At 57.9% G+C, this 13,839-nt stretch carries 13 protein-coding genes and 1 pseudogene; 9 read left to right on the forward strand and 5 right to left on the reverse strand.

From position 1 onward, the window contains the following. Positions 1 to 98: 98 nt before the first annotated feature. From L248_RS16025 to L248_RS15790, 9 genes and pseudogenes are all read left to right on the forward strand, one after another. Positions 99 to 206: pseudogene (locus tag L248_RS16025) on the forward strand (putative metal homeostasis protein); the annotation flags it as partial. 50 nt (positions 207 to 256) lie between these two features. After that, a complete protein-coding gene (locus tag L248_RS04525) occupies positions 257 to 1,183 on the forward strand; it encodes an ABC transporter substrate-binding protein (RefSeq protein WP_022528909.1) in 927 nt (308 codons plus the stop codon). After that, positions 1,170 to 2,171 (forward strand): FecCD family ABC transporter permease, encoded by a 1,002-nt coding sequence (locus tag L248_RS04530; RefSeq protein WP_051999858.1) that lies wholly within the window; start codon positions 1,170 to 1,172, stop codon positions 2,169 to 2,171. Before L248_RS04525 ends, L248_RS04530 begins: the two co-directional genes overlap by 14 nt. Then, entirely contained in the window at positions 2,168 to 2,950 is a 783-nt protein-coding gene (locus L248_RS04535) for an ABC transporter ATP-binding protein (RefSeq protein WP_051999859.1), read from the forward strand. Before L248_RS04530 ends, L248_RS04535 begins: the two co-directional genes overlap by 4 nt. Before the next feature lie 17 nt (positions 2,951 to 2,967). Next, positions 2,968 to 4,674, forward strand: a complete 1,707-nt coding sequence (locus tag L248_RS04540; RefSeq protein ID WP_051999860.1) for an ATP-binding cassette domain-containing protein — start codon at positions 2,968 to 2,970, stop codon at positions 4,672 to 4,674. Beyond that, positions 4,671 to 6,323, forward strand: a complete 1,653-nt coding sequence (locus L248_RS04545; protein WP_022528913.1) for an amino acid ABC transporter ATP-binding/permease protein — start codon at positions 4,671 to 4,673, stop codon at positions 6,321 to 6,323. Before L248_RS04540 ends, L248_RS04545 begins: the two co-directional genes overlap by 4 nt. 187 nt (positions 6,324 to 6,510) lie before the next feature. Further along, positions 6,511 to 7,152, forward strand: coding sequence for a helix-turn-helix domain-containing protein (locus tag L248_RS04550; protein ID WP_040534932.1), 642 nt, complete (start codon positions 6,511 to 6,513; stop codon positions 7,150 to 7,152). An 80-nt stretch (positions 7,153 to 7,232) separates the two neighbouring features. Then, entirely contained in the window at positions 7,233 to 8,366 is a 1,134-nt protein-coding gene (locus L248_RS04555; protein WP_022528915.1) for an NADH-dependent flavin oxidoreductase, read from the forward strand. Between the two features lie 16 nt (positions 8,367 to 8,382). Further along, a complete protein-coding gene (locus L248_RS15790; protein ID WP_155828568.1) occupies positions 8,383 to 8,544 on the forward strand; it encodes a hypothetical protein in 162 nt (53 codons plus the stop codon). A gap of 96 nt (positions 8,545 to 8,640) precedes the next feature. On the opposite strand, the gene L248_RS04560 is transcribed toward L248_RS15790, so the two are convergent. The 5 genes from L248_RS04560 to L248_RS04580 all read right to left on the reverse strand — a co-directional run bounded on the left by L248_RS04560 (position 8,641) and on the right by L248_RS04580 (position 13,655). Further along, complete coding sequence (locus L248_RS04560; RefSeq protein ID WP_022528916.1) at positions 8,641 to 9,387, reverse strand: hypothetical protein; 747 nt, start codon at positions 9,385 to 9,387, stop codon at positions 8,641 to 8,643. A gap of 69 nt (positions 9,388 to 9,456) precedes the next feature. Further along, positions 9,457 to 10,095: a TetR/AcrR family transcriptional regulator gene (locus L248_RS04565; protein ID WP_022528917.1), complete on the reverse strand. Its 639-nt coding sequence runs from the start codon at positions 10,093 to 10,095 to the stop codon at positions 9,457 to 9,459. A gap of 2 nt (positions 10,096 to 10,097) precedes the next feature. Continuing rightward, the gene (locus L248_RS04570) at positions 10,098 to 10,871 is read right to left on the reverse strand and encodes an ABC transporter permease (protein ID WP_022528918.1); all 774 of its coding nucleotides are present in this window, start codon (positions 10,869 to 10,871) and stop codon (positions 10,098 to 10,100) included. Then, positions 10,861 to 11,784 carry an ABC transporter ATP-binding protein gene (locus tag L248_RS04575; RefSeq protein WP_022528919.1) on the reverse strand — a complete coding sequence of 308 codons (924 nt, stop codon included), beginning with the start codon at positions 11,782 to 11,784 and terminating at the stop codon, positions 10,861 to 10,863. Before L248_RS04575 ends, L248_RS04570 begins: the two co-directional genes overlap by 11 nt. A gap of 245 nt (positions 11,785 to 12,029) precedes the next feature. Beyond that, positions 12,030 to 13,655 (reverse strand): ATP-binding cassette domain-containing protein, encoded by a 1,626-nt coding sequence (locus L248_RS04580; protein ID WP_022528920.1) that lies wholly within the window; start codon positions 13,653 to 13,655, stop codon positions 12,030 to 12,032. Positions 13,656 to 13,839 lie beyond the last annotated feature (184 nt).

Consider the following 13,839-nt stretch of genomic DNA (forward strand, 5'->3'; position numbering starts at 1 on the left):
TATATATGCACACCTGCGCACATGCCCATACGTGCATTCATTGTGGTGTTTCTGCCAGTATCATGGGGCGCGAACGCAAAAAATTGGAGGTCGTTAAAATGACAGAAAAGACAGACATGGCCAGCGCCCACCGGCGGTTGAAGAGTCCGAATAAGAAAACGAAGGCGCGGGCTCTGCAGCTGATCAAGCAGGACAAGTGGAACAAGGCCCACCAGCGGTATGTGGCGGCGCAGGTCAAGGCCCAGGAGGAGGCAGAATGAGAAAATGGGCCTGGGGCATCATCACAGCGTCCGCGGTACTAGGCCTTTCTGCCTGCACGGGGCAAAAGAGTCAAGACAGCGCGGTGCATGTGAGCCGCAGTAAGCAGTCGGCGATGGTCAAATCCAGCGAGCCGACGAAGTATCAGCGGGTCGTGGTCAGCACCGGCACGATCGCCCAATATTTGCAGGTGCTAGATGTCCCTGTGGTGGGGGTGCCCCAAGAGGACAACGTTCCGAATACCATGAAGAAACTGCCAACGATCGGGCAGCCCCGACACATCAATATGGAGAAAGTAATCAGCTTAAAGCCGGATCTCTTCTTGGGGGATGCGGCCATGGCTAGTCAGACGAAACAGTCTCTGGCCGCACAAAGTATCAAAACAACGTACCTCGATAACATGAGTGCCAGCAAAGTCGTCGCGAACATTCAGCAGCTGGGCACCTTATTCGGCCGCAAAGCTCAGGCGGCGAAGATCGTCACCCGCATCCAGAAGCAAGAAGCCCAAGCGATTAAGGGGGCCGCCGCACTGAAGGGGAAGAAAGTCGTCGTCCTCTTTGGAACTGGCGAAAGTTTCATGGTGGCAACAAAGAACTCCTACTTAGGCAGTCTGTTAAGCCAGTTGGGGGTGCATAACATTGCGGACGAACTGGTCCACGCGCCGACGCCCTATATGCCGGTGAGCATGGAATCTGTGGTGGCCAAAAATCCAGATTATATTCTGACGCTGGCCCATGGTCATAAGGAAGTGGCCGCTGGCGCCTTTAAGACAGAAATGGCGAAACCGCTGTGGACCGCTACGACGGCCCACCAAAAGAAGCAGGTCTACGCCCTGGATGACGATACGTATCCTGTTACCGGCAACATTCATGTCGCCCAGACACTGACTAAGTTGAAGGATCTGCTGCTGCATGGTGATGATTGATTCTGCGCGCCGCCGGTGGAGGCTGGCGGCCGGGTTAATTGTATTGCTGGGTGCCGTGCTGGTCCTCAGTATACGGCTGGGCAGCGTCCCCATTCACTGGTCAGAACTGCTGGCCTTGCTCGGCGGGCAAAAGACGGCCCATGCCCTGGTCTTCATGCAGATTCGTCTGCCCCGGGTAGTCTTGTCGCTCGTGACGGGCGTGAATCTCGCACTGGCGGGGCTGCTGCTGCAAACCGTCTTGAAGAACCCGCTGGCCGATCCGGGTATTATGGGCATCAGTGCCGGCGCGGCCTTTGGCGCCACGGTGGTCATGCTGCTGTTTCCAGCGGCCGCGGCGGTAATACCGCTGGCGGCGTTTGGCGGCGGCATGGCCGCCTTTTTGCTTATTTTGGCTTTCTCCTGGCGGCAGCAGCTGGCACCAATCGTGCTGATTCTCGCCGGGGTCGCCGTCAATACCGTCATCAGCGGCGGTCAATCCGTATTGACGACACTGTTCAGCGACCGACTGCAGGGCGTAGTCCTGTGGCTGAACGGCGACCTCAGCGGCAAGACCTGGGGCCAGATCGGGTTAGTATTTGCTTATAGTGTGCCCGCTTACTTGCTGATTGTCCTACTCCTTGGTAAATTAAACGTGCTCAGCTTAAACGATACCGCAGCGGCCAGTCTGGGTGTTCCGGTACGCTTTTACCGTCTCGTCATCGCGGCTGCCGGCGTATACCTGGCGGCAGTGACCGTCGCCCAAGTCGGTTTGATCAGTTTTGTCGGCCTGATTGTGCCCCATATCGCGCGGCTGCTCGTCGGCGGGAATCATCGCGTCCTGGTGCCATTCACGATTCTGGTGGGGGCCTTGGTGGTCTCCTGCGGCGACACCATCGCCCGCACCATCGTGGCCCCGGTGGAGCTGCCGGTGGGGACGATTATGGCGATTTTGGGCGGCCCGTTCTTCCTGTTTCTCTTATTACGGCAGAAAGGGGGCAGTCGCGCATGACCGTAGCATTGATGCGCGGGGACCATTTGCACTTCCGGTTCAGCGGCGCCGCCCAGTGGGCGTTGGCCGACGTGTCGGTGGCGCTGCCTCAGGGTCAGATGACGGCCTTTGTGGGTCCGAACGGATCGGGGAAAAGCACGCTGCTGCACTGCCTGACCGGTACCTGGACCCCTGTTCAGGGAGTTGTCACTTATGCTACGGCCCCTTTGTCCGAGTGGTCCGCTACCCAGCGCGCCCAGCACATCGCCTTAGTACAGCAGGCTCATACCGCTGCGCCGTTGCTGACCGTGCAGGAAATTGTGCGGCTGGGGCGGACCCCGTTTCGCCGGCTATGGCAAGCGTGGACGCCCCAAGACGAACGCGCAGTCCAGGACGCACTGCAGGTGACGGGCTTGGCGGATTTAGCCGGCCGGTCCTATACGGCCCTCTCCGGCGGTCAGCAGCAGCGTGTCTGGCTGGCCTTGGCGCTGGCTCAGGAACCAGCCGTGATCTTCCTGGACGAACCGACCACCTTTTTGGATATTCACTATCAGCTAGCCTTACTGCAGACGCTGCAGCAGCTGCAGCGGAGCCGGGGCTTAACGGTGGGCATCATTCTGCACGACCTCAACCAGGTGCTCCAGTTTGCTGACCAAGTGTACTGTTTACAGGCCGGCCGCGTGGTGGCTGCCGGGCCCCCGGCGGCGGTACTCCAACCGGCGCTCGTCCAGGCGGTATTCGGTGTTCGGGCAGAAACGATTCAGACGCCGCAACAGCATGCGGCGCTGGTGTTTTATTAAGAAAGCAGGTGAAGTCATTGTTCAAAGAATTATTCCGATACGGCCGGGCCGGCCGCGCTGGTGCCTTGCAGCAGATGATTGATGAAGCGGTCATGCTGCTGTTACCAGTGGCGGCGGCCGCTGTCGTTTTGACCTGGTGGACCGAACGGCACTGGTCCTGGGGCGGGCTTGAGCTCATCGCCGGATTGCTGGGGGTGACCGGCGGTTACTATTTACTGCCCGGCGCGCGCCGCCGCATCCAAGAATGGACCGTGCTGGCCAAGCGGGAGATTCGCACCCGCTACTTGCGGGGGCTGTTCACACCGGCATTGGTCGACGACCCAGCACTGACTAGCCATCAGGTGATTCAGCGGGACCTCAACGGGATTGCCCGACTGGACAGCTTTTACGGCACCTTCCTGCCGGCCATTTGTGCCAGCGGTCTGGTGTACGCTGTCCTGGTCGTTCTCGCTGTGGCCTGGCACAGCTGGGTGGCGCTGCTGCCGCTGCTGTGCATGGTGCTGATGGGCGGCGGCATGATGCTGCTGCAAAAACTCAGCCCGACTATCAACCGCCAGTACATGCAGGGCTTTCTTAAAATGGGCGGGCGCTTCTTGGACGACCTCGGCGGGATGCGCACGCTGGTCCTGTTTGGTGCCGGCGAGCGCTCCGCAGCGGCCTTCGCGGAAGATGCCGAATTTTTCCGAGGGAAGACCATGGCGCTGCTCAAGTATCAGCTGCAATCTTTATTTGTCCTGAACGGGGTCGTATTCGCCGGGATCGGCGGCAGTGCGCTGCTCCTGGCCCCCGCCGTCACGACCGGACGCCTCACGCTTACCCAGGCCGGGGTGCTTTGGCTGCTGCTCGCCCAATTGCTGGTCTTTGAGCGCCGTTTGGGCTACTTTATGCACATCATTATGTCTACTCGGCCGGCACTGCAGAATATTTCCCGGGTAATAAGTACGGGCGAAACAGCGCCGGCAGGGCCGACTGATGCTGCCACCAGCGCACCGATCACCACAGTCCGTTTCCAAGACGCCAGCTTCCACTATCCTGACGGGCAGCCGCTGTGGGCCCACGTAACACTGACCCTCCAGCCCGGGCGATTGATTGGCTTAGTCGGCAAGAACGGCAGCGGCAAGAGTACGCTGGCCCAAATTTTGCGCGGCCGACTGAAGATAACGAGCGGGACGGTCATGTTCAACGACGAAACCGCGACGCAACTTACCCCGGCTGAGTTTACCTCTCACGTGGCTTATTTGAATGATCGGCCGTATCTTTTCTCCGGTACGATTGGCGAGAACATCGCCCTCGGGGTCCCGGACCAGACGGGGTGGTGGGCCCAGGTCCAGGCCTTGGGGCTTTGCGCTTTTGTTGAGGCACTGCCCCAGGGGTTAGCCACTCCTGTGGGGGAGAACGGTCGCTTCCTTTCTCCCGGCCAGCGCCAGCAGATCGCCTTCGCTCGGCTGGTACTGATGGCTAAGGATGTTTATGTCTTCGATGAGGCCACGGCAAATATCGATGCGGAGAATGCCCAGATCATGATGACGGCCATGCAGCGCCTGAGCCAAACTAAGATTGTACTGTGCATTACCCACGAATGGCAGGCCATTCGGCTGCTGGATCAGATCAACTTCTTGGCGCAAGGGCGTATCACAACGGCCGGCTATAGCGAGCTGGCGAAGGATAATCCAGACTTCAAGCGCCTGTTAGCTAGTCAACAAGGAATGGAGGCCGCCGGATGATCCATCGGATGCTTTTCTTTATTCGCCGTCTGATTCCAGTCTTGTTCCTAAGCTGGCTGGCCGGCATGGTGGCGGAACTGGGCCAAGTCTTCGTGGCTTGGCAAAGCGGCCGGATTTTGGTCAGCCTGGGGCAGAATGTCGGGCCGTTAACGGCGTGGCTGGCGGTTGGCGTTGTTTTGGCCGCCCTCTGCGCTTACGTCGAACAATACGCCGGGCACTATGTGGCCTTCAAGGTCTTAGCCGACATTCGCAACCACGTGTACCGCAAAGTGGAACAATTAGCCCCGGCGGGTTTGGATAAGCAGCAGTCCGGGGACTTGCTGAAGGCCGTCGGCAGCGACATTGAGGCGATGGAAGTGTTCTATGCCCATACCATTGTCCCGCTGGCCATCGGCATTGGCACGCTGATCGTGCTGCCGCTGTTTTATGCCCAGGCCAGTCTCACCGCGGCCTTCACTATGCTCACGGCCGGTTTACTGGTGGGTTTTGGCCTGCCTTTCTTCCGGTATCGTCAGTTAGCAACGGCCAATGCGCAATTGGCGGCCGTGCAGGGTACCACCCAGCAGCAGATGCTGGAAGCCGTCCGCGGCCGGGATGCGTTGCTGCAGCTGGTGGCCAGCGACCGGACGATTCAGCGGGTCGATGCCCAGTACCAGGTCGAAGGACCCGCTCAGCAACGGGTGGGATGGCTGAACTGGCAGAAAAATTGGCTCGCGTGGCTCATCATCATCGCTGGCTGGTTCCTGCTGGCGGCGGCCAGCGGGGCGGCCACTGGTTATGCCCCAATGCTGCTGCCCTACATGCTGGCCTTCCCGTTCTCCTTCCGGCCGCTGCTGGCGCTGGCCAACCTGCCAGATGCCTTGAGCAACGGCTTCGGTGCCACCCGCCGGATCTGGCAGCTGCTGGACACGCCTGTCCCTGCCACGAACACGGGCGGGACACCGTTGGTACAGCCCATTACCGCACTCACTGTCGCTCATCTGAATTACGCCTATCCTGACCGGGCCCAAGGCGTCTTGGCGGACGTTTCGCTGCACTTGGCGAAAGGCCAGATCGGCGGCATTATCGGCGAGAGCGGAGCCGGTAAGTCGACACTGGCCAAGCTGATCATGAAGTGGTATCCCGCGCCGGCCGGCACGATTCAGGTCAACGGCACACCGATCAGCGACGTGTCCGCGGCCTCGCTTTGGCAGGAGATCAACTATCTGCCCCAGCAGGCCCATATTTTCCAGGCCTCCGTGCGCCAAAATCTAACGCTAGGGGCACCGGAGATAGCCGAAGCCGCCATCACCCGCGTATTGGACCAAGTCCGGCTGACCGAGCGCATCGCCCGCTTGCCCCAGGGCTTAGACACGGTCATCGGGGCGGCCGAACCGGTCCTTTCTGCCGGCGAGCAGCAGCGGCTGGCCTTGGCCCGGGCCTTTCTGCACCCGTCATCAGTGCTGATTCTGGATGAACCCACCAGCAATCTGGATGTGGTCAATGAACGGATCATTCTCAACAGCGTCAAGCAGTACTATCCAGGCATCGTGCTGATGATCACCCACCGGTTAGAAACGCTGGGGATCTGCGATGTCGTGTGGCGGCTGGAGAATGGGCAGATGACGGAAATGCCGACCCGCAAACAAGCAATACAGACGGCCGGTTGATTATTGTGAACCAAGAAGAGCACCAGCCATTGTTCGCAGATTGCGGCAATGGCCGGTGCTCTTTTCAGCATGAACATGAGTAGAACTGCCGCCTAGTCACGACTCTATGATTCTCAGAGCCGTTTTCAGTAAGAAATGCTTGTCCATTTTTGGTCCATCCGTAACAATGGTGACAGGTGGTGAGGAAATGCAATTCAGCGACAAACTCAAGACGGCCCGGCAGCAAAGACAGCTGACCCAAGCACCGGTCGCCGAGCAAATACACGTTTCTCCCAAAACAATTTCCAGCTGGGAGAACGGCCGCAGTTTTCCGGATCTCGGCACATTGGTGCGAATCAGCGACTATTACGGCATTTCATTGGACCAACTACTTAGGGAGGATGAAAGAATCATGGATCATTACGAAACGATCGACAAGCAAGTGCAGCGGGACCGCCGGATTTTTCAAATTACGTATTTTGCCAACGTTATTTTATTAATACTGGCCGTGATTGACCAAGCGGCCTGGGCGCAAGGGGGTTCCCTGAGAGGCTGGCTCACGCCGCTTCTGGTCATCAATCTTGGCATCCTCGCCAGCCACTACCCGGCGTATCGGGAATGGTTCAATACATGGGCGCATCGTCTTTTACTGATCATTTTGTTTTTGGGCATCAGTACACCATTTATCGTCAAGTACCTTCATGACGGGCTTTCAACGGCCAGTATGGCAAGCAATCATGCGGCATACGATATTGGCTATATGCTGGGCGGGATTATCCGCACGTTCGGTCTGACCCTCAGTGTCATTTATGCTGTTTTCGGTTTTGCGGAGTTGAAAGAGACGCATTAATCGATGTTGAGGGTCATTGTTTTCTCGTATCGGTTTGTTAAACTGGGTTCAGTAACTTACCAATAGTAAGGAGACCAACAATGCCTAAATATCAATTCTTGCAGCCGCTCCATTTCTCAAAGAAAGACGTGACGTTAAAGAACCGCATTGTCATCCCGCCCATGACGGAACAGATGGCGTTCCACGATGGCACGGTGACCCAGGACCAGTTACGATACTACAGCCTGCATACCGGCGGCGTCGGGATGTACACCACAGCTGTGGCCAACGTGAACGATCTGGGCAAGGGTTTCGAAGGCGAATTCAGTATTGCTCATGACGAAGACATTCCCGGGTTGACCCGCTTGGCCAACGCCATTAAGCAAAACGGCACCAAAGCCATCGTCCAAATCTTCAGTGCCGGCCGGATGACCAGCAGTCAGGTGCTGCGGGGACAGCAGCCCGTCAGCGCCAGTGCGGTGGCGGCACCGCGGCCGGGTATGGAAACACCCCGGGCGTTGACCGGTGCTGAGGTGCAGCAGACGATCAAGGACTTCGGCGCCGCCGTTCACCGGGCCATCGTGGCCGGATTCGACGGCGTGGAACTGCACGGCGCCAATACTTACCTGTTGCAGCAGTTCTTTTCTCCCCATTCCAATCGCCGGACTGATGACTGGGGCGGGAATGTGCAGGCCCGCATGCGCTTCCCGCTGGCCGTGGTTGACGAGGCGGCCCGGGTCGTGGCGGCCGACGCCGACCGGCCGTTCCTGCTGGGTTACCGGATCTCACCGGAAGAGTTGGAAAAGCCCGGGATTACCATCGACGACACGCTGCAGCTGGTGGATGCCCTGGCAGAAAAGCCGCTGGACTATCTGCACGTCTCGAACTCGGACGTCTGGCGGACGTCGATTCGGGATCACAATGACCAGCGGGTAGTGAATACACTGATCAAGGAGCGGCTGGCCGGCCGGTTGCCAATGATCGTGGTCAGCGGCATGCGGACTCCGGCGATGGTGGCGAAAGCCGCTGAGGTCTTCGATCTTGTGGCCCTGGGCAAAGAAAGCTTGATTGAGCCCCAGTGGGTCGAGAAAGTCCAAGCCGGCGAGGAATCGGCCATTCGTTACGCGGTGGCCGAGAGCGACTTGCCTGAATTGGGCATTGAACCGCCGTTCTGGCAGATGATTCTGCGGACGGCCGGTGGAGCGGAGAATGTGCCGGTAGTAAAACCAGATTAGTGAGGGGGACATATCAATGGCGAAAAGAAACAAGACGGCACGTGTACGGCAGGCAATGAAGGCAGCGGAAAGACGCTTGGATGAGGTTACGCAACGCGCAGAAGCCGATGTTGCTGCTGGTCGGGTGCACTCGTACGCTGGGTTTGCTGACTATCAGAAGGCAATGGACAACCTATAAGTAATAGAGATTGTGAGCGACAATCTGAAGAGAAAACAATAGGCAGCGCATCTTGGATTTTCAAGTTGCGCCGCCTATTGTCGTTAGCCAGTAAAATCAGTCGATCACTCTTTCTCGATCTCCAATCACCAGCTCGGTCCAGCCAATGATCAACCCAGCGCGAATGGCCACGTTCATCGAGCGGGTATGGGAAAACTGAGTACCGTAAACGGGCAGGACGTTGGGTCGGAGGGCCTGGAGATTGGCTACCAGGCGGTGGACCAGCTGCGTGGCCACGCCTTGGTGGGCATAATCCGGATCCAGGAGCTCAATCCCGATTTCCCACGTATGGGCGCCATCCTGGTCGGCATTGGCCACGGCTCGAATATCGCCATTGGCTGTATACTGGACAGAAAACTGGTTCGAATGATCCAACGAATCGGGGCCGTCTTTCTTGCTGAAGTGGAAGATCGGGACGGGTGTTTCGGCAAAGGGCAGAAAGTGCGGGTCAGCGGGCGGTACAGGGAAGAAGGCTGGCGGTACAAAAAACGGACCGTGGTTGGCGATGGCTAAACCATACGGGGCGAGTATCTTATCCAACAGATACAGGTTGGCTGTTTCCATAAACCACTGGCCGGGGGCCTTGGCAAACGTGGCGCTCAGGGCCGCGGTCAGTTTCGCATTATCCGTGCGGCAAAAGAGCCGGTCGCGCAGGCAGACGATGGTCCCCCGGTCCCGGGCCCAGTAGCGGGCGCCAGGGACGGCTGGAGCGGTCGTAAAGAATGAACGGGGCTGGTCGAAGACGGTCGGCGGGCAAGAAAAGTCTAAGGCGAGCTGCTGATTGATCAAGTCATGGGTGTTCACATTACACTGCCTCCTGGTTTTTCTGCCGCTATCGTCCCATAGTTGGCCGGCGGAGACAAGTTATTCGCGTTATTCCCATCCACGGAGCAATGCATTCAGACCCATCAGGTATTGCTGATCGGGGGTGTACTGATTTTTCTCAATAGGCGCTAGCAATTCCCGGACACTGGCCGATGGGGCAGGCAAGTTTTGCATCAGTGCCGGGTCTGGTTGGCCGCCGGGAGTTGGCGGAATGGCTTCCGCCCAGACGAAGCCGAGGGTATAAGCGGTCAGAGAATTAATTAGAAAGACTGTGGTGGTTGTGATCTGCAGTCCTTTTTCTTGTAATACCGGCAGGATTTCTGCCACTAAAGCAAACTCGGATTCTGTGACCAGCGGATGGGTGGAGAGCAGGGTGAGAACATTGGGATGCTGCAATAATGTTCTCCGAAATTGCGTCATCACGCCGATGACCGTGTCTTGCCAGGTCGCACTGCTGGTACCGGGGGCAATGGTGAGGGCCTGTTGCCAAATCGATTCCACCACACCGTCGAAGAGCGCCCCTTGGTTCGGGAAATAGCGATAAACCGCCATCGGGGAAACGGCCATGGCTTGGCCCAGCTTGCGCATGCTGAACTGGGCCAAGCCTTTCTGATCGATCAACGCCAGCGCAGTATCCAAAATATACGAGCGGCTCAATGTCTCCTTGGTGGGTCTGGGGGCTGCCATGATTAATCATCGCCTTCCTTCAATGGCCGGTATCTGAACCCGGCTAAGGACAATATACCGAAGGCGGCGGCAATAAGCAAAAGGACCAGCAGATCATTTCTCACGTCGCTCACCCCGGCAGCGCCGAGACTGATGCGGTGCATCGCGGACAACCCCCAATAGGCGGGATCCAGTCGCGCCAGGTGTTTGGCCCAGGCGGGGAAGGTGCTGGTGGGAGAAAGACTGCCGCCCAGCCCGGCCATGAGGATGCCCAGCAGGTTCGACAGGGAGATGGCCACGTTGGCAGAGGGGGTCCAGCTGACCAGAAGTGTGCCGAAGAGGGTCAGCACGGCCGCGAACGTGAGGACGACCAAGACGAAGGCCCACCAGCTGCCGGTGATACGGAAGCGGAACAGCCAGGTGCTGGCCAGCAGCACCACGGTGAGCTGAATGACCTGGATCAGGTAAGCAATCACGACTTTGCCCAGGATGATGTCACCGAGGGATGTGGCGGATACTTGCAGCCGATTCCACGTGTTCCACGTGGTTTCATCGAAGAACATCTGAATGATCAACTGAATCGAGAAGAAAGAAAACAGGACGGCCAGGCCGGGAATGACCTGTTCTGAGCCGTTTACGTGGACATAACCCTGGGCCAGCAGCTGGATTTTGGCGGCCGGCAGCATAAACGGGGCCATGACCAGCGGTACCAGCATTAAGATGAGCGGGACGGTGGGATCCCCTAATTGTAAGCGGGTGTTCAACTTCGCCACGGCGTAAACTTGTTTAATCGACATGAGTGGCATCCCTTTCGAGCAGTGTATGATAGGCAGATTCAAGGTCGGCTTGGGTGATTTGCACGTCGGTCAACTGCGCATCCCGCACGGCTGGATTCGTCAGTGCCGTTTGCAGGAGCTGGGCAGGACTCGTGGCCGCCGGCACAGAGACGCGCAGATGGTTGGCGTCTTTCTCCCAGCCCGGCAGGCCGGCGGGCAGTCGCCCCTTGAAGGACAGGGTAACTGCCGGGTGGGCGTATTGCCGGATAATACTTTCGGTACTGCCGGTGGCTTGGATCACGCCGTGGTTGAGAAAAGCAATGCGGGCGTGCAGAGCGGCCATTTCTGCCAGATAATGAGTCGTGTAGACGACCGTGATGCCCTGGTCGCTGAGATGGCGGACAGCGGCGATGATGCGGTTGCGCGAGTCGACGTCAGCGCCCACCGTGGGTTCGTCGAGAAAGATGATCTTGGCCGGGCCCATGAGGGCAATGGCAGAGTGCAGCCGGCGTTTCTGGCCGCCGCTCAAGTCCGCCGCTTTCTCGGTTTGCATGTCCTGCAATCCAAAAATCGGCAACACCTGATCGTATTTGGTTTGAACCTGGCGGCCGGACAAGCCGTTGATCGTCCCGAAACTGCGAAGGTTCTGGGCCACCGTCAGTTGCGGGTAGACGGCAATGGCTTGCGGTGCCAGGCCCAGGGATTGGCGGAGGAGCCGTTTGTTCTTGGCCAGCGAGCGGCCAAAGATCTTCACGTCCCCGCCATCGGGGGCAAGCAGCCCCGTCATGATTTTGATCAGCGTCGACTTGCCAGCACCGTTGGGGCCGAGCAGCCCCAGCACTTCTCCTGGCTGGATCGCCAAGGTGACCCCGCGGAGGACCTGTTTCTTCTTGAAGCTTTTGCGAATATTGATAAGCTGAATGGCGGCGGACATAAAATCACTCTCCTGTTTACGTTGTAATTTATGTTTACAGTGTAAACCGAAGAATCAACCTTTGCAAGTGGCGAAGAATATTTGTCCCACGAATAGTTTTGGATCACGAGAAATCGGGCGCCGTCTATTTGTCAGCCAATGGAATTAACACTTCACAACGGCCGACCTTGACCAATGATTGCTTGTATCGTTCAATGATTGGTTGGTTGCCGGCCGCGGGCAGCCCGGAAGCAATCCACCCTTTTTCATTCGTTACCCTCTGTCATTAGCGTCAGCTTTCCCTGGTTCAACTCATAATGCGCATCAAATTTTCGGCGTAGCGCCGCCGACAGATGGTGATCGATCTCCACCACAGTGGCCGGACTGGCCAAGAGGATTCGCTGAATCTCATCCGCTGTCTGCGGATCGAGCGAGGCGGTACCCTCATCCACGACGAGGAATTGCCGTTGATACAAGAATGCCCGGGCTAATTCGATACGTTTGCGTTCACCGCCGGACAAGTTATCACCGTTTTCAGTGATCAGCGTATCCACTCCGTGTTCCTGCGTGTAGGCAAGTAATCCCGCTTGCCGCAGCGCTGAGGTGATTTGCTGGTCAGAAAACGATCGGCCCAAAGTCAGGTTGAAGCGCAACGTGTCGTTGAAAATGTTAGACTCTTGCCGAACTTCACCAAACATTTCTGGAGTCGGTTGCACGTCCTGACCGGCCGCACTGCGGAAACTCACAGTACCGCTGGTCGGCGGGAGAGTCCCCATAAGAATATGAATGAGGGTGGATTTGCCGACACCGGAGGGGCCGGTCAGCAGCACCTTATCGCCCCGCTTGACGCGCAGATCGACACCGCGTAATACGGGCTGGTGAGGGTCATCGGGGTAAGAAAAGACCACTTGGGTCAACTGGAGGGTTGCAAAGGCATCGTCCCCGGCGGCTGGCCAATCGCTTTGGGGACTCGTGTCCGGCAGCGGTTTAAATTGGACTAACTGGGTCAGCATCGGCTGGGTCGCATTCATCTGACTGCGGGACTGCGCAATCGTAAGGAAGCTGTTGATGATCCAGTTGCTGGCATACTGGACGGTCACAAACGACGCCACAGTAAGGCGGCCTTGAATCACCATGACCACGCCGAAGCCGATGGGTACGTACATGCAGACATAGGCGACAACCGCGGCGACCAAGTTGCTGGCGGCAACAGTGTTGTCCCGCCGCCGTTTGGCTGTGACGGACGCATGAATAATTCCCCGCCCTTTCTGCAAGAACAACCCCAGGGCGGCGTAATGGCGGACGGTGGCCGCATTTCTCAACACATCGGACATGAAGGTCATGTACCGGCCGACCCGGCTGCTCCAGTTCTGGGCGCGCTGCTTGGTGCGGCGGGCCAGCAGCTTGGGTGTGAAGGGCGTGACGCTGGCGAAGGCAATGAAGATTAGGGTCAGGCCGAAGTTGTTATGAATGGCCAGCGCCAGCGTGAACACCACCGTGACGACCGCGCGGATCATGGTAAACACTTGGCGCAGGTCATTATTCTCGATCATATCCAAGTCGTTCGTGAGGTAAGAAAGCCGGGCAGAAACGTTGCTCTGGTCGGTCTCAATGAAATCCGAAGTCAGCAGATACTCACGGACGTGTTGGGTAAAAAGCGCCACGTTGCGGTTCAAAGCGCGCTGATAGCCGTAGTCGATGACGGCAAAAAGGATCGTGACGCCGGCAATCAAGGCCACCGTCAGCCAGACCGTTCGGACGTTGACGCGCGGTTGCGTCATGAGGGAGAAGAATTGGGCGTAGGACCACGTGTTGAAGGGAATCGACAGCCCGGCCAGGATAGCCAGGACCACGCTGATGGCGCACCAGCGCCGATCGAGATACTGTTTCATTTCATTGACCCCATTTCTATCGTCGATACCGCCCCAAGGGACGGCCCGGACTTGATAAGCTGAGTTTACAAGCAGAAAAGGGGTGATTCAGCAGTGTCCACTATATGACACGAAAGATGATAGACTATCAGATAGAGCCATTGGACCAAAGGCCGTTCCCCAGCGTTGGCGCATTGAAAAGAAA

This window comes from Schleiferilactobacillus shenzhenensis LY-73 (genome assembly GCF_000469325.1).
GTDB classification, from domain to species: domain Bacteria; phylum Bacillota; class Bacilli; order Lactobacillales; family Lactobacillaceae; genus Schleiferilactobacillus; species Schleiferilactobacillus shenzhenensis.

Coding starts and splice junctions, on each gene's coding strand:
- L248_RS04525 (WP_022528909.1), top strand. CDS start 257: ATGAGAAAATGGGCCTGGGGCATCATCACAGCGTCCGCGGTACTAGGC.
- L248_RS04530 (WP_051999858.1), top strand. CDS start 1,170: ATGGTGATGATTGATTCTGCGCGCCGCCGGTGGAGGCTGGCGGCCGGG.
- L248_RS04535 (WP_051999859.1), top strand. CDS start 2,168: ATGACCGTAGCATTGATGCGCGGGGACCATTTGCACTTCCGGTTCAGC.
- L248_RS04545 (WP_022528913.1), top strand. CDS start 4,671: ATGATCCATCGGATGCTTTTCTTTATTCGCCGTCTGATTCCAGTCTTG.
- L248_RS04550 (WP_040534932.1), top strand. CDS start 6,511: ATGCAATTCAGCGACAAACTCAAGACGGCCCGGCAGCAAAGACAGCTG.
- L248_RS04555 (WP_022528915.1), top strand. CDS start 7,233: ATGCCTAAATATCAATTCTTGCAGCCGCTCCATTTCTCAAAGAAAGAC.
- L248_RS15790 (WP_155828568.1), top strand. CDS start 8,383: ATGGCGAAAAGAAACAAGACGGCACGTGTACGGCAGGCAATGAAGGCA.
- L248_RS04565 (WP_022528917.1), bottom strand. CDS start 10,095: ATGGCAGCCCCCAGACCCACCAAGGAGACATTGAGCCGCTCGTATATT.
- L248_RS04570 (WP_022528918.1), bottom strand. CDS start 10,871: ATGTCGATTAAACAAGTTTACGCCGTGGCGAAGTTGAACACCCGCTTA.
- L248_RS04575 (WP_022528919.1), bottom strand. CDS start 11,784: ATGTCCGCCGCCATTCAGCTTATCAATATTCGCAAAAGCTTCAAGAAG.
- L248_RS04580 (WP_022528920.1), bottom strand. CDS start 13,655: ATGAAACAGTATCTCGATCGGCGCTGGTGCGCCATCAGCGTGGTCCTG.